Source organism: Klebsiella sp. ZJOU C1 (genome assembly GCF_035620215.1).
Taxonomy (GTDB): Bacteria; Pseudomonadota; Gammaproteobacteria; order Enterobacterales; family Enterobacteriaceae; genus Klebsiella; species Klebsiella variicola.
The window spans coordinates 2284190-2306738 of record NZ_CP141644.1 but is presented as its reverse complement, the minus strand read 5'-3'; the positions used below and the strand labels follow the sequence as shown (position 1 = coordinate 2306738).

Here is a 22549-nt window from a genome sequence, read left to right as displayed (position 1 = left end):
AACACTTATTTATGCCTTATTGACAGACCTGTACATGGGTAATTTATATTTCTCCTTATTAAATTTATCAGTAACAGTTTCACGACTAATTATATCAGGCTCAGGCACATTGTCAGGTATTCCAGTGAAGAGATACGGATCCTCCCCCTGCGTCCAGTCAGCTTTTCGCCGTAAATCAGCCATAAATTCTTTATCCCAGGTTGCATCACAGTATCCAATGGGTAAGTCATATGCGACCACCTTAGACATAAAATCAGCACGCATTGGCAGAGTGCTGTGATCCGTGGGCTGAGAAACATAGGTCCTCAGGCGAAGATCCTTTTCTTCAAATGTCTCCTTACGTGTTACGGGAACCATTCTTGGTTCGGATTCAGTACCCGTATTTTTAAAACCAGTCACAATATCCTGATTGGGGTAAAGATTGATATAGTTGTCATAGGTATTGTCGTTTTTACTTTTTTTGTCCGGGTTAATTTCACCCCAGCCATCTATCTCTCTATCGTCATGCTCCGCTCCAACGCGTGATTCGTCAAAATCAGCTAATTTTGCAGCCTCTATAGGTTCAGGCACCATTTCCGCATTAATAAAAACTGTTTGCCATTCCGGAGGGTCGGGATAGGTGAAACTACTGCTTTGATATTTATCGCCTTTGTCGTCCCAGAATGGTTTTCCATCCGGCAATTTTGCAAACGGTGTAACGGGATTAGGAGTTTCGCCACATGGAGTACTGCGCGCCAGCATACGCTGAAATAAATATCCCTGATGCTTTTTCAGCAGTGGATGGGGCTGCCCCTGTGAATCATTAGGTAATCCCTGCCAGCCAATTGAGCGTAGCGGGCGTGACCCCATAACACGATCATGAGGGCAGAAGTAGATGTAAGTGCGCCCGTGATTATCTCGCTCAGCAAGACCATCTCCATTTTCCCCAACAAGTGCAACATCAGGTCGCCAGTTCTTTTTATCTGCCGTCTGTCCGACACAAAGCCCTTCATAGCCAAGAGATGACAAATGATTTCTTCTGCAGGCCACCTTGTCAATGATGGCAGATAGCGTATTCTGCCGGCCTTCTGGCGAAATACACTCATCTACCGGAAGTGACGCGCCATTAAGGTCGTTGTGATCCAATGCGTAGGGTGAGTTAAGTAAAAATAATGCATCAGGTGCGTTCTTAGCTATCGCTACCGCTGCCATTGCAATCATTGTACCCTGGCTGTGAGAAATAATAGTGACTGTATCTTTAGGATATTTATTACGGATACTGTCAACCATGTCTGCAAGGCGTTTGGCTGCATGGGCATAGTATTTTCGCGGTGGCGCATTGGTTAACAGGCGATCCTTATCCTCATTAAGCCACTGAACTTTGACTCCACCGACTCTCTCTTTGAACCCTTTTTCACTCCATAAAGAATGCAAATTGTTTGTACCGTTCTGGAATGGCCCGCCGCCCCAGAAAAATGGACCCTGTGCCATAATATTGGCATAGGGTATATTTTCCCTTTTTAGTTGATGATAATCAACACCTTTCTCATTAGCTAAAGGTATGATGTATCTATCTTCATTACCTTTAGACGAAGCATACCCCCAGTAAAAACGAATTACGGGAGATTTATTTATATTAACATCAGGTAAATCCCTGGACATTAGAGGCATAGCATCTATTTTATCGTCAAAAAGATATTTATTGGTTTCCAGTTCATGTGATGTTCCGGTTAACCCAAGTCTTTTATTCAGACCTTCACAAAGTTTTTTCTCCGCAACTGAAAACCACTCTCCTGTCGAGTTAACACCGTGTACAAGTATAATAATACCAGGCAAATGAGGTGGTAAGTCACACCCACCTCTGACCTGGCAGTTTTTATGAGAAGGAAAGGAGTCCCAGGACGGACTCCCATTATCATCAAACTTACATTCAAGTTCACGGATAGGCTCAGTTTTATTGCTCATTTTTTACCACTTCCTTTTTTCCACTTGTGACAAACGTATACGTGATGGTTTTAGCCCCAACATTTCTATTACATGTATATTTAGAATCAATACTTTGTGTTGAAATTTCAGGGAATTTAACTCTACTACCATAGATTTTATCTTCAATTTCCATTCGAATTTCTGATAATTTATCTACCATTAAATTACTTTCATGACGTGTTTTCGGTGGCGTTAAGGTTCTAATATAGTCAAGTATGCGAAAATCTGGCCCATACTCATTTGCGTAAGGTATTTTTTTTCTTATCAACTCCTCCTTCACTAACTCGGCAATTTCATTTTGCCAGTCATCATAAATACTTATTAAAGCCCCATCAGAAAACCTTAATTTATTGACTGAATAAAGATCGCGAAGACCTATAGGGTGAGAATACACACTCTCTTTTTGAGACTCATCTCTTAAATAAACCCCATCATTAGCCACTACCACTTTGAGCTTACTAAAGCGTTCAGGTGTGCTGTATTCCGCCGCTACAATTTTATATATAAAGGTTCTACCATAATCCGCTGAAAAAAAGAAAAAAACCGGACACCCTTGCGCTGATCTTCCGCTACCGCAATACTGTCTAGTTGATGCACCAGGGAACGCCAGATAACCATTATTCGCGCCATTAATAACAGTTCCTTTATAAGCCGCAAAATAATTACCACGGCGATACGAGAAATCATAAAATTCGTGTTCCCATCCCAATTGAGTTTTTATTTCCCTCTGAGTATCATTGTAATAAACCTGCCCCCCCTTATCACAAGATATGTAGTTCTCCAGTGTCAGGTATCGATATTTATCTATGCGATAAAGAACCTGAGGCGGAGCATCAGTTTCAACTTTTCGTGATTCCTCCACCTTCTGAGAACCGCTCATACCTCCCAGCCCTACGCCAAAACTGGCCCCCATACTGACCCCTGACAGGAACTGTAAGCCTTTATAAATGACATACAGTAGCAAACCGACAATAGCTATAATTGTAAGTACTTTCCGGTCTGATTGACTCCATCTCATCTTATTTCGCCTTAACCAAGCTTATGTTCATATTGTCGATAACATCAGATGAATTGAGTGACGTTGCTCCAGAATCATCTGTTACACCAGAAACAACTGAACCATCTGGCATGGTAATTTTGTACGCTCTCCCTGGCAGTGGTTCTTTAGTCAGCGCATTTCTGATTATAAATTTTTCATCAAATGTTGAGGGTTCAAACGACCTCATAACACCCTGCATACTGCCAGCGCCTGCTTTCTTTATCCCCGAATTTTTAATCAGCAGTTTGCCCGATCCGCCAATTTCAACACTCCCACCAGTGATTTTGATATAGCCGCCACCGCATATCAGCGTCAGTTCATCCTGTGCTGTAATGACCATTTTTCTGCCACTTGAAATATGCGTATCCTCCGTCGACCAAGTAGTGATATTCCCTCCCTGAGCCTGAATATCAATATCATTTTGCGAGCTGAATAGTTTGACACCTCCACGACTATACAGACTCAGTTGCTTACCTACCGCCATGGTAAAGTCCTTATGTGCACCAATATCGAGTTGTTTACCTGCAGTAAGAGTCAGATTATCGCTGGCCGAAAACTGCATATCTTCACCGCTCACCAGGGCAATTCCTTTCGGCGCACTGCCAAGGATCACCTCCCCATGCAGTTGTTCAATTTTCTGCTTCAGGAGTTTTTGCTGACGACTGACATCAGCAGCCAGGGCCTGAGCCTGAAGTGCGCTGGCGGCAAGGGATTCCATCTCCAGTAATGCCGCTGAAAGCCGGGCAAGGGCCGGCTCCATCGCCAGCACCTGCCCCCGGGCCTGCGCCTGTCCGTCCGCGCTGATAAAAATACCCTTCTGTGCCCGGATAGCGCCCCAGCTGTCGGTTCTGAGCTCAAAACCGTCCCCGCGCGGCTGCTTTTCAGCATCCACGAGATGGCCGAGGTTCAGCTGGCTCTTGCCGCCATACTCCGTCGACACCTTGATATGCTCTTTCCCGCGCTCGTCGTCGAGGCGGATTTTGTTGTTGGCCGGGGTGCGCAGGACGTTACGTTTGTCATTGCGGATGGTGACATGGTCGCCGTGCGCCGAGTCGTGGAGGACGCCCGCGATATACGGCCGGTCGGGGTTACCATCCTCAAAGCCAATCGCCACCTCCGTCCCCGCCAGCAGCGGCAGGTGCAGGCCGTAAGTGTCTCCGGCATACGGTCGCGACTGACGGACCCACAGACTCTCGAACCCGGTTTCCCAGCGCGCCCGGTCAAACAGCATATTCACCCGGTAGCGTCCGTGTTTGTCGATATGCCCGTAGGTGTCGTTTTCCCGGGTGCTGGTCACGCGGGCCGGCAGCGTCCCGGCCATCACCGGACGCGCGCCGGGCTCAGGCCGGTAGCCGACGTCCGGGCTGTCCGGTATGCCGGCAAACTCCACCGCAAAGTCGGCATCGCGCCGGGCGTGGCTGTGCATCGCCGTGACGAGCACGCCATCAGCAAACTCCCCGGCCACCTCCTCTCCGCCGGTGACCTTCAGCACCTGCCCCGGGCAGAGCGTCGGGCAGCTGGTGGTGGCCTGCATCCGGGTCTGGCCGTTCAGATAACGCTCATGCCGAAGCCGGGCGTAAAACGCCCCGGACTCCGGCGCCGGATGCCGGTCATGGGCATTCCCCGCCGTCAGGTAGTTATCTCCCCAGTGGTAAGCCTCACCAAAGGTGGTGGTCTCCCCGCGGGTGACATCCACCTGCGCGTTCATGTCCGCCGTCGCCTCGCGGTAGTTGTAGTCGCGGGTACTGACCTGCTGCTCCACGACGCGGTGGCGGCATGCCATCTCCCACACCGCGTCCACCCCGGCCGACTGCTGCCCTGACGGCGGGACCGAAGGCAACGTCAGTCCCTTCTCATAGCCCTGCTGACTGTCGCAGAACTCAACGACGTCGATGTGCAGCCGCGTGTCGGCGGAAAAGCGAAACCAGATCCCCACCTCACCCAGCAGCCGGGTGATAAAGCGCAGGTCATCCTCGCCGTACTGCATCACCTGCTCGCGGCGCGGATACGTTTTTGTCAGCGAGAACAGAAAATCCTGACCGCGCAGGCCGTGGCGCTCGCGGAGGATTTTTTCCACAATCTGCGGAACGGACTGGTCCTGGTAAATGGCGTTCTGGTGCGAGCGGTTAAGCAGCGCCAGGCGCGGCTGGAGCGTCAGCGCGTAGTGCGTTTCATCCCTGGAGGTACTGAGCCGTTCAAACCCCGTCACCACGCCCTGGATCACCCGCACGGGTTGCTGAACATTGATGCCGAAGCCCTGAGCCACCGGCGCCTGCAGCGTCAGGGAGGCTGCCTTCATCAGCATCATCTCTTTGCTGATGGCATGGTCTGCGCTGGTGAATTCGATACGGTAGCGGAACGGCTGGCTCAGGGCTTCATCGCCCTCAAACGCCAGCACATCAAGCCCGGCTTCACATCCCTTCACCGAAAGCAGGTGGTGGTTGTGGCTGAACAACAACGATTTCACGCTACTCATCGGATATTGTCCCCTCGTCAAACGCCATCACGACGCCTTCCTCTTCGTGATACCCCAGCGTCACCTGGCGCGGTTTCTGCCCCGCCGCCATATGGCTCAATAGCTGCTGACTCAGCGCCGGCAGGATCTGCTGATTCAGCAGACTGTCGACGTTGCGGGCGCCGGTGTCCGGTAGCAGGCAGGCCTCGGTCAGCACGTCGAACAGGCTCTCGCTGAGGGTGGTGGTGATTCCGTAATGGCAAGCCAGACGCTGACTCACCTGACCGAGCTTGATCCCGACAATGGCGCGCAGCGCAACCGCCGGCAGCGGACGGTAAATCACCGTCTGGAAGCGGGCCAGCAGCGCCGGCTGGAAGTGGCCGCGCAGCACCGGGCGCAGCAGCTCGTGCAGGTCTGATTCACTGGCCTCCGGCTGTTCATCCAGCAACTGCATCAGGAGGTCGCTTCCGAGGTTGGCGGTCATCAGGATCACGGTGTTGCGAAAGTCGATTTCACGCCCCTCGCCGTCGCGCATTACCCCCCGGTCGAAGACCTGGTAGAACAGGTTCATCACATCGCGATGGGCCTTCTCCACCTCATCGAGCAGCACCACGCTGTAGGGGCGTTTGCGCACCGCCTCGGTCAGGATCCCGCCCTGGCCGTAGCCGACGTAGCCCGGCGGAGAACCCTTCAGCTGGCTGACGGTGTGCGGCTCCTGGTACTCGGAGAGATTGATGGTGATCAGCGCTTTCTCGCCGCCGAACAGCGCCTCGGCCAGGGCGAGCGCCGTTTCCGTTTTGCCGGTGCCGCTCGGCCCGACCAGCAGGAACACCCCCTGCGGACCGTTCTCCGGCGTCAGGCCGGTTTTCGCGGCGCGCAGGCGCCGGGCAATAGCGCTCAGGGCCGCCTCCTGGCCAACCACCCGTTTGCCGAGACTCTCTTCCAGACTCAGCAGCTCCGTCTGCTCATCTTTCATTAGCGAGGAGAGCGGCACGCCGGTCCAGTCGGCAATCACCGTCGCCACGGTGCGGACGTCGACGTCCAGCCCGAGCAGCGGATTGCCCTGCTGGACGGCAATAAGCGCGTTTTGCAGGTCGTTAATTTCCGCCTGGCGGGAGATATCGCGGCGACAGGCCAGCAGCGCCTCCGTCAGCTGCAGCTCCTGACCATACTGAGTTTCAAGGGTATCCAGCGCCAGAATAAGGCGGATCTCCTCCTGCTCAATGGCCGCCAGCCGTTCGCCGCGGGCGCTGTTGCCCAGCGCAATATCTTCCAGCAGCGCCTGTTTCTCCATCGCCAGCGCGGTGAGCTGTGCCTTCATGCGGGTCAGCGGCTCAGGCACGGTATCGAGACTCATACGCAGGCGGGCGGAAGCGGTGTCGAGTAAATCCACTGCCTTGTCCGGCAGCTGGCGGCCGGTGAGATAGCGTCGTGACAGCGTCACGGCGGCGCGCACCGCATCATCCGTGATATGCACGCCGTGGTGGTCGGCATAGCGGGACTTCAGGCCGCGCAGCATCAGGCAGGCGGTGTCGTCGTCCGGCTCATCCACCTTGACCATCTGAAAGCGGCGCTCCAGCGCGGCGTCGCGCTCGAAGTACTGCTTGTATTCAGACCAGGTGGTGGCGGCGATGGTCCGCAGCTCGCCCCGGGCCAGCGCCGGCTTCAGCAGGTTGGCGGCATCCGCGCCGCCCGCCTGATTACCCGCGCCGATGATCGTGTGCGCCTCGTCGATAAACAGCAGCACCGGCGAAGGCGACTGCTGTACCGCCTCAATGATATTTTTCAGCCGCTGCTCGAACTCGCCTTTGACCCCGGCGCCGGCCTGCAGCAGACCGAGGTCGAGGGTGCGCACCGACACCGGCTTCAGCGCGTCGGGGACGTTGCCTTCGGCAATGCGCAGCGCCAGGCCTTCCACCAGCGCGGTCTTGCCCACGCCCGGCTCACCGACGAGGATCGGGTTGTTTTTACGCCGACGGGAGAGAATATCCACCATCTGGCGGATTTCCGTGTCGCGTCCGAACACCGGGTCAATCTGGCCATCTCTGGCTTTGGCGGTGACGTCGAGAGTGAATTTGTCCAGCGCGTTCTGCAGGGCCGGGTTGAGCCCATCCGCATTCAGTTCACCGCTCGCAGGACGCCCCACAAATTCCACGTCCCCGCCATGGCGCTGCGCCAGCGCCGCTTCCTGCTGCGCTGGCGGACGTTCGTCAGACTGGGCATCCAGCAAGGGGCGCAGGCGATCCAGCTGGCTCTGGCCCAGCGTTAACAGAGGCCACAGGCCATCGCACTGGATCAGATTCTGTTTTTCAACCAGCGCCATCAGCAGGTGAACACTGCGGATCTGCGCTTCGCCGCTGAGCGAGGCAATCAGCCAGGCCTCCTGCATCAACATCTGGATAGGATCAGAGAGCTGGGGACGATGACGTACCGAGCGCGGCTGTTTATCCAGCCAGCTCAGCAGATCCTGCCACAGCGCATCCATATCCCATTCATAGCGCCGCGCCAGCACCGTCAGATCGCCTTCCCCCTGTTCCAGCAGCTTAAGCAGCCAGTGCTCGGGCAGGATCTCGGCATGCGCCCGGGTCTGACACAGGGAGGCCGCCCCCTCCATCGCGCGGGCACAGCAGGGATTAAGACGGCGTAACAGGCTGGCTGGATTTTCCATGAGATCCTCTCTTATTGGTTCCGGACACGCTACCGCCCGTCGCTGTTCCCGAACAGGAACCCACAGCGCACAAGGTCAGGCAGACAGATTGTGTTTTTCTTTGCTGAGAACCCGCATCTCAGGCACTCAGCAAAAAACGGCGGGCAGAGAAACGCTGCCCGCATCAGGCGATAGTCCGCAATAAACCCCGGTCGCAGCGATAACGATGCGGCCGGAGTGAGCGAACGTCGCCTGCGCGCCAGCGGCGCGAAATATGACGGGCAATTACGCGGTGGCGCGTTCGTTCCAGCTATCGGAGTGAATGATGTTGCCGTCTTTATAGGTCCAGGTGATCTTCTCGTAGCGCAGCTCAATCTGTTCCAGATGGTTGTGCTTCTCGTAGGCGGGGTCTTTGATGTCGTGCATCAGGGGATTCACTTTCACCACCTTGACGTTCTCAAGTTTGGTATTGAAATACTCCACTTCCTGGCCGGCATCGTTGATTCTGTACCACTTGAACTCAGCGGATTTCAGGGTCTGGCCGGTGGTCACTGCCTTGTACAGGTAGGGGCTGGAGGAGTCGATCTCCTTGGTGAACAGGAACGGCGTATGGATACGCGTGCCGGTCAGTTTGCCGGTGTTGTTATCGGTCGGGATGTACAGGTTGTGCTCCTGGGCCACCACTTCGATACTGCCTTCACGATCCTGAACGTCGACAGACCCTTTAATGTCCGCGCCGCCATCGTCTTTCAGCCAAAGATAAACAGGAATTGCCATGGAATTACTCTCCATTGTGTAGTGAAGCGCCATCATCCTGGGATGACGCAGAGGGTTGGTCCGGTAACCGGCAGGCGTCTACCTGCGGCACCAGACTGATTTCGACACGACGGTTCAGCGCACGGCCCTCCGGCGTATCGTTTGTTGCAATTGGTCGGCTTTCGCCATAGCCCTGAACGGCAAAGCAGCTGTCCGGCACGTCGCCGGTATCGCGCATCCAGTCGCGGACCGATTCCGCACGTTTCAGCGACAATAGCTGGTTGGCTTTTTCCTCACCGACGCTGTCGGTGTGGCCCGCCACCACGATCAGCCACCCGGGCCTGGCCTTAATGTCCATCAGCGAGTTGACCAGCCGCTTTGTCGAACCGGGCTTCAGTACCCATTTCCCGGTATCGAATAGCGACATGCTGTCAAGGCGGATGACGTTCGGCGAGACGCGCTGCACCGGCCTGGGCGGCGGTGGAGGCGGCACGTAACCGCGAATAGCCTCCAGCAACGGCAGGCGAATCTGCTCCCCGCGATACAAGCCCAGACTCAGGCGCAGCGGGACGCCGTTACGCGCCCAGCTATCGAGCAGCGCGGCATCTTCACGCAGCACCCTGACAGCGCTGGCTTTTGGCCGATAATCATCCATCGCAATCCGCTCATAACGGGCAATATCGACGCCCACGCGCTGCAGCAGTTGTCGATTGTTCCAGCCACTGCTGAGCAGCGCGGCGACAGCCGCGAGGGTGAAAATCGCGAGCGCCGCGCGCCAGGCCCTGCCTCGTGGCGTGAGTCCCCGTCCCGCCGGTAACTGCGGCAGGATGAATTCCGGTAAGGCTGAAGCGTCCCCGGTGTCGCTCTCGCCAGGCTGCCAGCCAGCTACCCGCGACAGGCCGCTATGTCGGGATAACCACGTCGTCCAGGCCGACGACGCCAGACTTCCAGGCAGCGAGGGCCCGAGGCCCCACAGCACGGCCGCTGGGGTCAGAGGCGGCAGGTCGGTATTCTCTTCCGTCAACACGGCATGGACGTGCTGTTCAAACCAGCCCATCAGGCTGTTCATCAGCACCTGCTGCTCCAGCGCGGCCGCCCCGCCGGCGCTTACCCAGGCCGGTACGGAACAGGGGGCGCAGGAGGGCTGCCAGACTTTCACCGCTTTACCCGGCATCGCCGCCTGCCAGAGCAGGATGGGGCTCATCGTGCTGCCCACCTGCCCCTGCAGCGCCAGCGGTACGGCATACCCCGTCTGCTGGCGCAGCTGGCTGAGTTGCCAGCGCAGGGCCAGCAGAGCGCTGGTCAGCGCATCGCTTTGTGCGTGCCGCTGCGGGCAGACGCAGAGCAGCACCGACAGCTGAAGCCCCCATTCCGGCCGCTGGCTCAATACCTGGCGCGCGACCTGCTGCAGTTCCTCCGTCTTTTCCACGCGGATCCAGCAGCCCTGTTTGACGACCCGCACCGGTGACGCTTGCGGCCAGACAAACGGCAGATCGCCGCAAACGAGGACCACCGGCTGGCGATAAGCGCCCTCCGGGAGAGGGTCCAGGATTGACGCGACGTTACGCCCGGTACGACGACTGGCGATGCGCCAGATCCCGATGATCAGGGCCAGCGTGACCAGCAGAATGAGCCACGCCCCCCAGCGGGGAACCGGCAAAAATAGCAGGCACACCAGCGCACTCAGCAGGCTGGTCCACAGCGCCAGCCCACGCTGCTGCGCGGGGCTCATTTCACCGTCCCCGGTAACAGGGTCAGCAGCAGGTGATCGAGCCAGTGGTTCAGCCCCCACCACAGGACGAGTACCACCATCACGCTCAGGCCAATTCGCACGGGCCAGGAGGCCAGCCAGCCGCTTATCCCCAGTCCGGCGCGATTCTCTACCAGTACGGGAGCGGTTGACGGGCATTGAAAAGGTGGGACATGCTCACTGAGCGCGTTGATCAGCTTCAGGCGCTCGGGATCGTTGAGGGAGCGAAAGCTGCCAACAAAACCCAGCAGCATCACCCGCTGAAAACAGGTGACCACGGCCAGGTCGGGCGCCGGTTCACGCAGCACATCGCGCATCCGCTCGCACAGGGTGTCGCCGGCGTCCATGGTGCCGAGGAAGTGCCCCTGCAGCGGAATGTCATACCACTGCAGGCAGGCCTCATCCTCCACGCCGCGCCCTTTCACGGCTTCATCGAGCAGCGCGCACTGGGCGGTGAGAATATGCTGACAGCTGGCGTCATCAAGCCCGCTCGCCTTCAGCTCATGTTGCACGCGCTCGACATCAGCAATACAGCGCTGCCATAGCGTGTACCCTTCCTCATCGCGGAACTGCGGGCCGTGGCGCAGGCTGATAACCTGTAGCCAGGTGTTCTGCAGCAGCGCATCAATATCAATGGACGCGGCGTTACCGCGTTTAGGCTCATTCACGTTCGTAGTACCGCAAAAAGTTCAAGTTCAGGCTCACCGAGCATCCCCGGGACGTAAAACATACAGGTGCCGCTCTGCAGCATTTCCGTCGCCAGAGGGTGGGACACATCGAGGCTGAAATACTGATTTTCCAGACGCAGCGGGATCGCCGCCGGCACATGACGCAATGGCGTGAGGGGCACCCCTGTCCGCGAGGAGTTGACGATGGCTTTGACATGATCCGGACTGCCCACTTTGCACTGTCGCGGGAACTGCTCCTGCAATCGGGCGACCGGTACCGACGAACGAACCGACAGATAGTAATCAGCCCCTTCCCGCAGCCGGGCATCGTGCAGGCGCGCCTGCCAGAAGTGCAGCCGGGCATCATGCTCCAGGGCAATCGCCACCACCCGCGACGGCAGGCTCGCCTCCAGCAGGTCGCTCAGTAAATCAAACAGCGGCGGAAAAACCGCGTTCAGCTGGTCATGCTGATAAATCGGGACGGCATTCGCCTGATGGGTGAGCGAAAAGGTCAGCAGGCTGCCAGCCAGGCGCGCCAGCTCCGGATAGAGGCGTTCCGGCGGGCTCAGTTGGTAACGCAGAAAGTACCCCAGCACCGGCTCGGCGCTGTTCAGCGCGTTCAGCAACCAGAACAGAGAGACATCGGCCACGGCAAAATCAGCCATCCGTTCATTGCTCTCGCGACGCATGGCCATCAGGCGCGTCAGACGAGCCCGAAGCTGAGTAAGCAGCTGTTCAAGCTGCGTCGCCAGCCAGCGGCTGCCCTGGATCTGCAGCAGCGGCGGGAGAAACGTCTCGTCGATAAGCCAGGCCCCCTGCGAGTCCCGCTGCAGGCGAACAAGCGGACAGGTCAGGTAATCGCTGTTGTCCTGATGGGCGAAACGGAGGGTCAGCTCCGGCTGCATGACGGCAATCTGTCGGGTATCTTCCCCGAACTGGTTGCGGACATCGCGCCAGTGCTGCCGGAAGCGCACCGGCCTTTCGGCCACCTCCTCCGGCTTCAGGCAGTTGCCGCCATTCGCCTGCATCAGGGGCAGCGCCAGCACGATCACCGCCTCGCCGTCCGCGCCGTCCAGTGACAGCGCGGACGGCAGCGCATCGGCATTGTCCGTATCAATCATCGTGCCATCCTGGAACCGGACCTGCAGCCTGTGAGCCTGCAGGCGGCCCAGTTTAAGCATCTCTGGTTCGAAGGTCGCCTCAACCACTCCCCATGGATGGTTAAGACCTATCCGGGCAATCACTTCCGCAGTCCAGGCTGCATACGCAGCCTGCTGTTGAAAATGCTGGGGCGACACCATAATGCCCCGGCCCCACAACGGACGTTCCGTTTTCATCATCGTCCGAACCTACGCCTTCGCCTTTGGCATCTGGCTAACCAGCGACAGATTGACGTCCATCCCCTCGACCTGGAAGTGCGGCACCGCGTAAAGCTTCACGCGGAAGAAGCCTGGGTTATCCTCAATATCTTCCACCACCACGCTGGCATCGCGCAGCGGATGGGAGGCCTGCAGCTCGTCGCCGGGGTCGGTCATTTCAGTCACCAGGCTCCGCACCCAGGTGTTCAGCTCCAGCTCCAGCAGCCGCCGGTCCTTGGTGGTGCCGATATTCTCGCGCTGGATCATCTTCAGGTAGTGCGCGATGCGCGACAGCAGGAAGATGTAAGGCAGACGCGCGTTGATGCGGCTGTTGGCGGTGGCGTCGGCGGTATCGTACAGCGCCGGTTTCTGCGCGGAGTTGGCCGAGAAGAAGCAGGCGTAATCGCGATTTTTGTAGTACGACAGCGGGATAAAGCCCAGGCTGGCGAACTCAAACTCCCGCGTTTCCGGGATCATCACCTCGGAAGGAATTTTCACCTGGTTGCCGGTGCCCAGATCGTACAGGTGGATGGGCAGATCTTTCACCGCGCCGCCGGCCTGCGGACCGCGGATCTGCACGCACCAGCCGTTATTGACAAAGCTCTTCACCATATTGGAAGCGAAGGAGAACGCTGCGCTGGTCCACAGATACTTTTCGTGGTCCGGACCTTTCACCTGCTCGACATAGTTGAAGCTGCGCACCGGCACGGTGTCCGGACCGTACGGCAGACGACCCAGCACGCGCGGCATCACCAGACCGATGTAGCGGGCATCGTCGGTTTCACGAAATGATTTCCAGCGGATATATTCCGCGCGATCGAAGTAGTTGCCGATATCCTTAATAGCAGCCACCTCTTCCATGGTCTCTTTCAGGAAGAAGGCCGGGCCGACGGCGCCGATAAACGGCATATGGGCGGCCGCAGAGACGCGGGAGATATTGCGCAGGAGCGCCACATCCTGCGGGCTGGCGTCGAACTCATAGGCCGAGATCACCGAGCCGATCGGCTCGCCGCCGGGGGTGTCATACTCCGCGGTATAGGTGTGCCAGTAGAGTCCGCTCTGGATAAGCTCCGGCGCGTCCTCAAAGTCCTGGCGCAGATCGTCTTTGGCGACGTCCAGGATCTCCGTTTTGACGTTCTGCCGATAGTCGGTGTTGTCCACCAGCTGTTTGAGGCCGCGCCACAGGGATTCGACCTGCTGAAACTCCTGATGGTGCATCACCGCGTCCAGCTGACGGCTTATCTGGAAATCCAGTTCGGCGATATGGTGGTCAATCAGCGTTTTGTCGAGCTTTTCCACCCGCTGACCGGACTGACGGATGCGATCCATAAACACCTGCATCGCCGCGGTGAGACGCTCCGCCGCCGGCGCTTCGGAGAGCGCGGCATCGTCCAGAAAGTCGTTGATATCCCCGAGGTGAGACGCCGGGGCGAGATTAATTTTTTCAAACAGCGAGGCGTAAACGCCCTCGCCCGCCCTATTTTCCTGCAGCGTGGTTTGCCCCTGAACAGGGGCGTTTTCTGTGGTAACAGACATTAGCATTTTCCCGGTTAATCCATTAACAGACTTGCCCCGCCATTATTTCGGGGCAAGCGCACTCATTTCGTCGCGTAATTCCTGGGACAGCGCCGGATCTTTCAGGATTGCCTCAAGCTCTTTTCTGAAAGTGGCGTTATCAAGCAGATTGGATTTGAGATCGCGTAATAAATTACGCATCGCCAGCATGGCGCGGAGTTGCGGTATTTGCCGGGCAACCTGCTCCGGTTCAAAATCTTTGATGTCGGTAAAACGCAGTCTGACATTCTCCTCTTCACCATTACCGGCCAGCGTATTCGGCACCGAGAGGTTAACTTCCGGGCTAAATTCCGAAAGTACGCTGTTAAAGTTATTTTTATTGACGTTGATTTTTTCTCTTTCCGATAAAGGCCGGTTTTCCTTACCATGACTAAAATCGCCAATGGTAAGCAGCTTCAGCGGCAGTTCGACCTTCTTCTGCGCGCCGCCGGTATGAAGAGATAATTTGAGATTAATGCGCGCCCTGGGGACTTCATTCTGGAACGTATCAGCCATAGCAGTTCCTTTCCTTAAGGAATAATTATTGAAGAGTTGACGATAAAAACCGGATGATAATAGAGCAAAAACAGATTATCGATCAACTTAACAAGAATATTTCTTTAATGCATTCACAAGGCAAACAAAATTATTTTATTAGTAACGACAATGAATCATTTACAGCCAAATATAAAGTTCAAAGCCAACACCTTCAATTAACATTGAACACATGAATGTTCACATCACATATCATCAAGGCGATAAAAAAAATAGATTAAATGAATATGATAGCGACAATTCCCGTGAATAATATTGCCATGAGATAATTGATATTATCGTTAGCAGATCAAGCACGCATTTAAGCCACTTCTCCTGTTTTCGTTCACGCTGAACCGTCAACAGCCCTGGCACACAGGCCTGCGGAACCCGCGATATTTTCCACCACAGACAGCCGTCAGTAGCTGAAAAAGGCTATTTCCCCGGGTGACTGACCACACGGCGATGTCGGCAAAAGTTGTCGTTACCAGAAAAAACATGACCCCGATAGCAAGATGCACACGCTACCGTCTTCGGCATCCTGAGGGGGTCGCATTCTGCGGATCGCCAGGCTATATCTAAGACACCTTTCTCCCACAACGAGTAAAAATGATGAGCAAGAAGATCCTGATGCTGGTCGGCGATTATGCCGAAGATTACGAAACGATGGTCCCTTTTCAGGCACTGCAGATGATTGGCCACCAGGTCGATGCCGTCTGCCCGGATAAAGCCGCTGGCGACTATGTCATGACCGCGATCCATGACTTTGACGGCGCCCAGACTTATAGCGAAAAGCCGGGGCACCGCTTCACCCTGAACGCCAATTTTGCCGCGGTGAAGGCCGAGGACTATGACGCGCTAGTGATCCCCGGTGGCCGGGCGCCGGAGTATCTGCGCCTGAACGAGGAGGTTATTAAACTGGTACAGGCATTCGACGCCGCGCGTAAACCTATCGCCGCCGTCTGCCATGGCCCACAGCTGCTGGCCGCCGCTGGTATTCTCCAGGGCCGCACTTGCAGCGCTTATCCCGCCTGTGCCCCGGAAGTGCGCCTGAGCGGTGGGCACTATGCGGATATTGGTATCGACCAGGCGCATGTGGACGGTAACCTTGTTACCGCCCCTGCCTGGCCGGCTCACCCGCAGTGGCTGGCGAAATTCGCCGCCCTGCTGGCGGAATAACGGCCTGTAGAGAAAGCGTTGTCTCTGGCGAAGGGAATTGGCCATCGCCGCGCTGGTGCTCTCCTTCCCACCGGCACGGCGGTGTTTGATTAGCCGTTCCCGCAGCAGCTTAACCTGACTCAACTCAGCAAAACGTTGGCCGGATAGTCCCCTCGCTTCAGATGCGCATTCCCCCGGAAACCTCAATGCGCTGGGCATTCACCCAGCGATGATCATCGGATAACAGCGAGGCGATCATCGGCCCGATATCCTCTGGCACCCCCGGTCGACCCAGCGCCGTCATGTTCGCCACCGCCTGAGCGACCTGCGGGTTATCCCGCACCACCCCGCCGCTGAAATCGGTGGCGATGGCGCCGGGCGCCACGCAGTTCACCGTAATTCCGCGACTGCCCAGCTCAAACGCCATATAGCGGGTCAGGGTTTCCACCGCGGACTTCATGATCGCATAGGGCGCCCGGTTCGCCATCACGATACGAGTTAGCCCGGACGAGACATTCACTATCCGTCCGCCATCGGCCAGCAGCGGCAATAGTTTTTGGCTGAGGAAAAAAACGCCCTTCACGTGGATACGATACAGCGCATCGAATTCCGCTTCCGTGGCGTTAAGAAAACCCATGCCGCTGGCATTGCCGGCATTATTGACCAGGCAATGAAACCGATCGGCCCCCAGCTCCGCCAGCGCCTCCTGAAAGGCGCTGACAAATCCGTCAAAGGTGTCGGTTTCGCCGGCGCTGAAGGGCAACGCAATCGCCCGCGAGCCCTGAGCTTCAACCCGCGCGACCACCTCGTTCGCCTCGACAAAATGCGCGTTGTAGGTCAATACCACGTTCACGCCGCGCTGAGCCAGCGCTTCAACGGTCGCGCGCCCCAGGCCGCGGCTGCCGCCTGTCACCAGGCCAATTTTTGCGCTATTGTTCATGTCTCCCCCTTTTTACTCTGCTGAAAACATGAGCAGATTATAGGCTTCTGCATGCCGACGATAAGACCGCGTTGCGCGACAGGATTGTTTTGCCAGCTGGAACAATGCCATGGATAAACTGGATACCCTGACCCTGTTCGTGCGCATCGTCGAACGAGGTTCGTTCAGCGCCGCCGCCGCGGATCTGGGTTTTTCCCGGCCGGTGGCGACCGCGGCCATAAAGGCGCTGGAGGCCAGTCTCGGGGCGCGGCTGCTGCAGCGCACCACCCGGCACGTACGACCGTCGGCGGAGGGCTCGCTGTATTATCAGCGCTGCGTGGCTATTCTGGCGGCCCTTGAGGAGGCCAACCGCAGCGCCGGGGGGAGCATTGCCGGTATTATCCGCGTGGACGTGGCGGGCAATCTGGCGCGAACCCTGCTGCTGCCCGCGCTGCCACAGTTTCTCGCCCGCTATCCTGCCATTACGCTGCAGATCGGCGAAAGCGAGCGCGACGTCGATCTGGTTCGCGAAGGGGTCGACTGCGTCATTCGCGGCGGCCATCTCCCCGACAGCGAGATGATTTGCCGGCCGCTCGCGAGGCTGCAGGAAATCACCTGCGCCAGTCCGGCCTACCTCGTCCGGTACGGTACCCCGCATACGATTGAAGGACTGACGGGCCACGTGATGATCGGGTTTGTTTCATCGCGCACGCAACGTACCTTGCCGCTGAGCTTTACCCAGGATGGCCGCCAGAGCGAGGTCAGTTTGCCCTGTCGGCTGCTGACCTCCGATGCCGACGTCGGCGCCGAAGCGGCAAGGCTTGGCTTTGGCCTGTATCAGGCCCCCTTGCCCCGCCTTGAGGCCGATCTGGCGTCGGGCGCGTTAACGGAAGTGCTGGCCGATTTTCGCCCTGCGCCGCTCCCGCTCTCCCTGCTCTATCCCAGCAGCCGGCAGCTCTCTGCCCGGGTACAGGTATTTATCGACTGGGTGACGGCGCTGATGAAGGCTCCCCTGACACAGCAGGCATCCGGAAGGCTAAAATAATATTTGCTATTATTCGCGGCACGTGCGTTAATCGTCGTGTCGATTTACCAGACGAAAAGTTATTATCTGAGTACGCGTTCTCATCTCCAGGCGTTATCCCTGATACCACCTTCCTTTGAGCAGTCCCGTTAGTATTTTGCTTTTTCTGTAAACAGGCCCTGTCAGATCCCCTATCGGCTCACGAAATAAGCCGCCATCTGACCCAAAACCCGGCTTACCACTAACAAAAAATAGCCGCGTTAATTTTCCTGAAAACGACCTTTGTCTTTCAACAGAACATTACCCATACAAGGTTTACATTATGATTGAACATATCCATTTTAGATGCCCATGCTGCCATGGCTCCCAGTACAGAACGTCCCAGTTTGATGTGACGGAAAAAAATCCCTTTGGTGCGAAATGCATTTTCTGCAAATCGGCGATGATGACATTTGATGCTATCCGCCCTCGTCATCTGGGCGCGCAGTCTACTGCGCAGGCACAACAATAAGTATGCGCGGGTAAAGCATGCCTGTTATCCGCCAGGCGGATGACGTCTTTTTCTCAACCGCCGTTTTTGTCGGTTGAATAATTAACAGGGGGATCAGGCAACGCTTTTATCAGGGTGGTAATATTTTTCCCTGCATTCATTTCAACGTCAAAAAAGTCCACCGCACGCAGAATAAGCCGCAAGCCTCTACCGCTTTCCGCTAACGGATCGACATCGAAATGCTCATCACCACGCGCCAGCGCCAGGCGCTCGGCGGGAAAGGTTTCCCCCGCGTCGGTAAAGCGCAGCGTCACCCGTCGGTCCGCGACCCTAAATTCCACACCAAAACGACTTTCCCGATCCTCATGCAGCGCATAGCGAATAATATTCGTTGCCGTTTCACAGGCGGCGAGATCGAGCGCAAAACGCCACTCGTCCGCAACAGGCAGCGAAGCCATTTGCTGGGCAAGCCACTCCGCCAGCGGTGAAAGCGAGGTGAGTTCGGCAGGAAACATCATGATGTTGTTCACGGGCACGTCACTCATTTAACTGCGCAAGTGCCGAGGTGCGATCCTCGCAAATGCGGAAAATACGATCCATACGGGTCAGCGTGAACATATTGCGGATGCCAGGATTCAGCGCGCACAGCGTCATCTCCCCTTTCCCGTTCATCATCTTCATCAGAGAAACCAGGGTTCCCAGACCGCTACTGTCGATAAAATCAATTTCGCTGAAATCAACAATCAGATCGCCGGGCGCTTCGCCTATCTCCTGGGCGATTGCCGATTTAAAGGCTACTGCGACGGAAGCATCCAGCCGACGCACCGCCGGCGTCAGGATCGTCACCGAGGCCTGCCGTTCGGTTTCAATTTTCATCACTGTCCCCTGTACGTTCAATAATCAAGAGTGAAACATCATCGGCCATCGCCTGGGTCTCCTGCGCGTCGCCATTGCGCCAGTGGATCAAGTGCCGGGCAAACCGCGGCAGCAGCGCGGGCAGCGGCTGCGTCACACTGTCCTGCAGCCACGCTTGTAAACGCGCTTCGCCAAACTGTTCACCGCTCCGGTTTTCACATTCGGTGATACCGTCGCTGAACAGGCAAAGCCGCTCTCCTGGCGCCAGCGAGAAACTGACATCTGCCCATGAGAGATGGTTTATCAACCCCACCGGCGCCCCACCGCTACCGGCCGAGCGCACACTTCCATCAACGGTGACGATAAACGGCGTGGGATGCCCGGCCTGACACAGTTTCCCCTCACCGGTTGTGAGGTCGATGACGCCATAGATCAGGGTGAAATAGCTGACAATCTCTGCCTCGTCGCTACAAAAACGACCATTCAGGATCTGCACTACCTCGGCAGGTGATGCCGGCTGGTTATCAGCAGAGAAAAGAAAACGCTCAACCGCCCTGCCATGTAGAAACTGGCGGGCGACGGCAAGCGACATCATCGCCGCCCCCACGCCGTGCCCGGAGACATCCACGCAGTAAAATCCGAGATGCTCCCCCAGCGGGAAAACATTAAAAATATCCCCCGATACCCAGGCCGACGGCAGGAAAATCCAGTCGGAGAAAAAACCCTGATAGCACAGCTGATGAGCCGGGAGAACCGACTGCTGAATGCGCGCCGCCAGCTCCAGATCCTGTTCAATCTGCCGCAGCGCTTCACTTAGCCGCGTATTGCGCGCGGCGAGGTCGGCTTCAAGGGAGAGGATCCGCGCCCCGGCGTGCAGTCGCGCCCGCAGTTCACTCTGCTCAACTGGCTTACTGAGAAAATCATCGGCCCCTGCCGCAAACCCTTGCGTTAAATCGCCCGGATCTTCGCGAGCGGTGAGCAATATCAGATAAACGTAGTGACCAAACTGGCGACGGCGAACTTCCCGGCACAGCGTCAGGCCATTCATCTCCGGCATTTCCCAGTCGCTAATCACCAGGCTGACGGGCTGGTTTTCGAGGATCGCCAGCGCGGCGACGCCGTTTTCCGCCTCACTGACGATATAGCCCCACTGCGTCAACATTCGGCTCAAGAGCCGACGATAAACCAGCGAATCTTCAACAATCAGGACGTGCTGTGCCGACATCGCGCCTCCTAAATCGGCAAGAACCAGATAAGGCTGATCGTGCCTTCACGAAACTTGCCGCTGCCGCTGTCGTGCCCCGGATAGCGGGTACCGGCATAGTTGGCATACTGCACAGAGAACGATCCTGGCGTATAGCCCGCGTAACCGAAGCTGTAGCTGTAGTCGCCATTCCACGGTTGCTGCTGGCTGCTGTCGGGGTACCAGAACGCCGTCGCACGGATAAAGAAATGTTGCTTAAAGGTATATCCGCACCCCCCGAGCAGTACGTTTTTGTTTTTGCGTATATCGTCACTCTCCAGATCGTAATAACGCGGCACCCAACTGTAGCCCACCTGGCACATGATGGCGTCGCCTTTGTTGATCAGCAGCGTATTCTCCATGGGCTTCGGCAGGGAAAATTTATATGCCAGAGTGATGGCTCCCTGCTCAAAATAGGTGTGACGCTTGCTGCCTGAGGTCCAGAAGTGGTTATCGCCATAGTTACTGTAAACCAGGCTGACGGTATTGGCATGCCAGTCGTCGTAGCCAAAACTATAGCGAAAATCGGCGGTATAGCGGCTGGTGTCAGTCACCGGTAAACGGGATGTCACGTTGGCGAACCAGAAGCTGTAGGGCGAATATTGCAGGCTAAGATTTAATGTCTGATTATATTTTTTCTTCTTCTCAGCGCTGTCGGAGCTGTTAGGAATCGTCATCCACTGCTCTTTCAGGCCGGAACTAAAGCTCAGCGCGCCCGAAAAAACCTTATCATTCCCGGAAAAAAGCCGTCCCCAGCGGCTGGTAAACACGCCGGCCTGCACCGGTTCACCATTTTTATCACGCAGCGGTTGTGCGTCGTTCTTCTCTGCGCCTTCCGCACCTGCGATGGCGCACCATAGCGCGCAGGCCAGCATATACTTCTCCCGCATTTGCCCTTCCTTAGTTAGGTATCCAGCGTGCGGCGACGCGGTATTTGGCCATCAGCCACAGTACGCCCAGCGCGGCGGCATGGATCAAGGTGTTCACTATCCACGCCTGGTGCCACAGATCGAAGGTGACCAACTGGCTTACGGCGAGCACGATATAAACATGCAAAATGAAGGTGTAGAGCGAACGCTGCCCGAGCGGGATCAGGAACCAGCCAGCCAGCCAGTTCAGGGGACGCCAACACCAGGTCAATAACAGATAAATAGTGACCATCAGACTGATATCATTGAGGATCCGTACCGGCCCGAGGCCGTTTTTCGCCGCCCAGGTATGATAAAAGGCGTTAAACTCCGCCGGAGGGATCACGTGCATCAGCAGCGCGGGCGGCATAAAAGGATTGGTATGGTTCTGGGCGACAAACGCAAGGATAAGCGCGATGAACACCAGCGCCGCGACGGCGACTTTGCCGGGTGGCGTGCGGGCGAAAGAGATCAGTTCCGCTTTGTACCAGCCGCAGCACATTCCCAGCACAAAGATAAATTGCCAGGCCAGCAGGGGAAAGGCGAATTCAAATTCGCAGGGCGTCACCCGTACCGGCCAGCGTTGCCAGCAGCCGTAGATCAGCAGCGAGACGCCCAGTAAGGGGTAGACGTGACCCTTTTGCAGCATTCCCAGAAACAACGGGCTGAGTAACAACAGAAAAATATAGAGACCGAGGATCTGCGTTTGGTGTGGGCCAATCTGCAGATAGAGGATAATGTTAAACCACGTCTCTTTTATTTGCGGGGTGAGTGGATAGAGCGACCAGCTGGTCCCGGAAAAACGATCGGTAAAGTGAGTGACTTCAAAGGCATTAATAAACGGAAAATATCTCAGCAAAAGAAAAGAGACAATAATAATAATATTAACCTGATATATTTTCCATGCGCGCAGATAAAGTCCCCAGCCCACCGTCAGTAATACAGCTTTTTGTAATCTGACACGATTTAGCATCCCTAACATAAAGCCCGACAGGATCACAAAACCCTCGGCGCCAGTGGTCAAACCAAAACGCTCCCAGCTGAAAATATTAAATATCGACATCACTTCCGTATGCGCCACCACCATCATAACGAGAGCAATGCCGCGCATAAAGTCGATACGCAGGTCGCGTTCACCCGCCAGAGAATAACGCCAGGCTATTGATTTATCAGTTTCTTTTTTCGAAATCGCTGAGGCAACCTGGCTCATGGAGGATCCTGTCGTC

19 protein-coding genes are annotated in these 22549 nt (G+C 56.4%); 3 read left to right on the top strand and 16 right to left on the bottom strand.

Annotated features, from left to right (window positions below):
* Positions 1-9 precede the first annotated feature (9 nt).
* The 10 genes from SPE70_RS10885 to tssB form a co-directional block, all read right to left on the bottom strand.
* On the bottom strand, positions 10-1944 hold the full coding sequence (locus SPE70_RS10885) for a T6SS effector phospholipase Tle3 domain-containing protein (protein ID WP_032735391.1): 1935 nt from the start codon (positions 1942-1944) through the stop codon (positions 10-12).
* Positions 1934-2983 carry a T6SS immunity protein Tli3 family protein gene (locus SPE70_RS10880; RefSeq protein ID WP_064170153.1) on the bottom strand — a complete coding sequence of 350 codons (1050 nt, stop codon included), beginning with the start codon at positions 2981-2983 and terminating at the stop codon, positions 1934-1936. Before SPE70_RS10880 ends, SPE70_RS10885 begins: the two co-directional genes overlap by 11 nt.
* A gap of 1 nt (position 2984) precedes the next feature.
* Positions 2985-5471 carry a type VI secretion system Vgr family protein gene (locus SPE70_RS10875; protein WP_168443355.1) on the bottom strand — a complete coding sequence of 829 codons (2487 nt, stop codon included), beginning with the start codon at positions 5469-5471 and terminating at the stop codon, positions 2985-2987.
* A 1-nt stretch (position 5472) separates the two neighbouring features.
* Positions 5473-8127 carry a type VI secretion system ATPase TssH gene (gene tssH / locus SPE70_RS10870; protein WP_064170155.1) on the bottom strand — a complete coding sequence of 885 codons (2655 nt, stop codon included), beginning with the start codon at positions 8125-8127 and terminating at the stop codon, positions 5473-5475.
* Positions 8128-8391: 264 nt separating this feature from the next.
* Positions 8392-8883 (bottom strand): type VI secretion system effector Hcp, encoded by a 492-nt coding sequence (gene hcp, locus SPE70_RS10865; RefSeq protein ID WP_023340018.1) that lies wholly within the window; start codon positions 8881-8883, stop codon positions 8392-8394.
* Between the two features lie 4 nt (positions 8884-8887).
* A complete protein-coding gene (locus tag SPE70_RS10860) occupies positions 8888-10594 on the bottom strand; it encodes an OmpA family protein (RefSeq protein ID WP_063106112.1) in 1707 nt (568 codons plus the stop codon).
* Positions 10591-11280 (bottom strand): type VI secretion system protein TssL, short form, encoded by a 690-nt coding sequence (gene tssL / locus SPE70_RS10855; RefSeq protein WP_063106111.1) that lies wholly within the window; start codon positions 11278-11280, stop codon positions 10591-10593. The genes SPE70_RS10860 and tssL overlap by 4 nt, the downstream gene beginning before the upstream one ends.
* Positions 11277-12620: a type VI secretion system baseplate subunit TssK gene (tssK, locus tag SPE70_RS10850; RefSeq protein WP_163594390.1), complete on the bottom strand. Its 1344-nt coding sequence runs from the start codon at positions 12618-12620 to the stop codon at positions 11277-11279. Before tssK ends, tssL begins: the two co-directional genes overlap by 4 nt.
* Positions 12621-12629: 9 nt before the next feature.
* Positions 12630-14174, bottom strand: coding sequence for a type VI secretion system contractile sheath large subunit (tssC, locus tag SPE70_RS10845; protein ID WP_012541984.1), 1545 nt, complete (start codon positions 14172-14174; stop codon positions 12630-12632).
* A 42-nt stretch (positions 14175-14216) separates the two neighbouring features.
* Positions 14217-14708: a type VI secretion system contractile sheath small subunit gene (tssB, locus tag SPE70_RS10840; RefSeq protein WP_004176434.1), complete on the bottom strand. Its 492-nt coding sequence runs from the start codon at positions 14706-14708 to the stop codon at positions 14217-14219.
* Positions 14709-15338: 630 nt separating this feature from the next.
* Between tssB and SPE70_RS10835 the strand changes: the two genes are divergently transcribed.
* Positions 15339-15905, top strand: a complete 567-nt coding sequence (locus SPE70_RS10835; protein ID WP_008805196.1) for a DJ-1/PfpI family protein — start codon at positions 15339-15341, stop codon at positions 15903-15905.
* A 157-nt stretch (positions 15906-16062) separates the two neighbouring features.
* Here SPE70_RS10835 and SPE70_RS10830 read toward each other — a convergent pair whose 3' ends face one another.
* On the bottom strand, positions 16063-16824 hold the full coding sequence (locus tag SPE70_RS10830; RefSeq protein ID WP_324726592.1) for an SDR family NAD(P)-dependent oxidoreductase: 762 nt from the start codon (positions 16822-16824) through the stop codon (positions 16063-16065).
* 109 nt (positions 16825-16933) lie between these two features.
* Here SPE70_RS10830 and SPE70_RS10825 point away from each other — a divergent pair, with 109 nt between their 5' ends.
* Both SPE70_RS10825 and SPE70_RS10820 read left to right on the top strand, forming a co-directional pair.
* Positions 16934-17848, top strand: a complete 915-nt coding sequence (locus SPE70_RS10825) for a LysR family transcriptional regulator (RefSeq protein ID WP_064170157.1) — start codon at positions 16934-16936, stop codon at positions 17846-17848.
* A 301-nt stretch (positions 17849-18149) separates the two neighbouring features.
* The gene (locus SPE70_RS10820) at positions 18150-18338 is read left to right on the top strand and encodes a cold shock small protein YmcF (protein ID WP_008805199.1); all 189 of its coding nucleotides are present in this window, start codon (positions 18150-18152) and stop codon (positions 18336-18338) included.
* A 53-nt stretch (positions 18339-18391) separates the two neighbouring features.
* On the opposite strand, the gene SPE70_RS10815 is transcribed toward SPE70_RS10820, so the two are convergent.
* From SPE70_RS10815 to opgC, 5 genes are read right to left on the bottom strand one after another with little or no spacing between them, the layout of a single operon-like run.
* Positions 18392-18862 carry an ATP-binding protein gene (locus SPE70_RS10815; protein ID WP_032700986.1) on the bottom strand — a complete coding sequence of 157 codons (471 nt, stop codon included), beginning with the start codon at positions 18860-18862 and terminating at the stop codon, positions 18392-18394.
* On the bottom strand, positions 18855-19193 hold the full coding sequence (locus tag SPE70_RS10810; protein WP_012541991.1) for an STAS domain-containing protein: 339 nt from the start codon (positions 19191-19193) through the stop codon (positions 18855-18857). The genes SPE70_RS10815 and SPE70_RS10810 overlap by 8 nt, the downstream gene beginning before the upstream one ends.
* Positions 19183-20397, bottom strand: coding sequence for a PP2C family protein-serine/threonine phosphatase (locus SPE70_RS10805; RefSeq protein WP_008805202.1), 1215 nt, complete (start codon positions 20395-20397; stop codon positions 19183-19185). Before SPE70_RS10805 ends, SPE70_RS10810 begins: the two co-directional genes overlap by 11 nt.
* Positions 20398-20405: 8 nt before the next feature.
* Positions 20406-21305 (bottom strand): hypothetical protein, encoded by a 900-nt coding sequence (locus SPE70_RS10800; protein ID WP_048329926.1) that lies wholly within the window; start codon positions 21303-21305, stop codon positions 20406-20408.
* Between the two features lie 10 nt (positions 21306-21315).
* On the bottom strand, positions 21316-22533 hold the full coding sequence (gene opgC / locus SPE70_RS10795) for an OpgC domain-containing protein (protein ID WP_136047421.1): 1218 nt from the start codon (positions 22531-22533) through the stop codon (positions 21316-21318).
* Between the last annotated feature and the right edge of the window lie 16 nt (positions 22534-22549).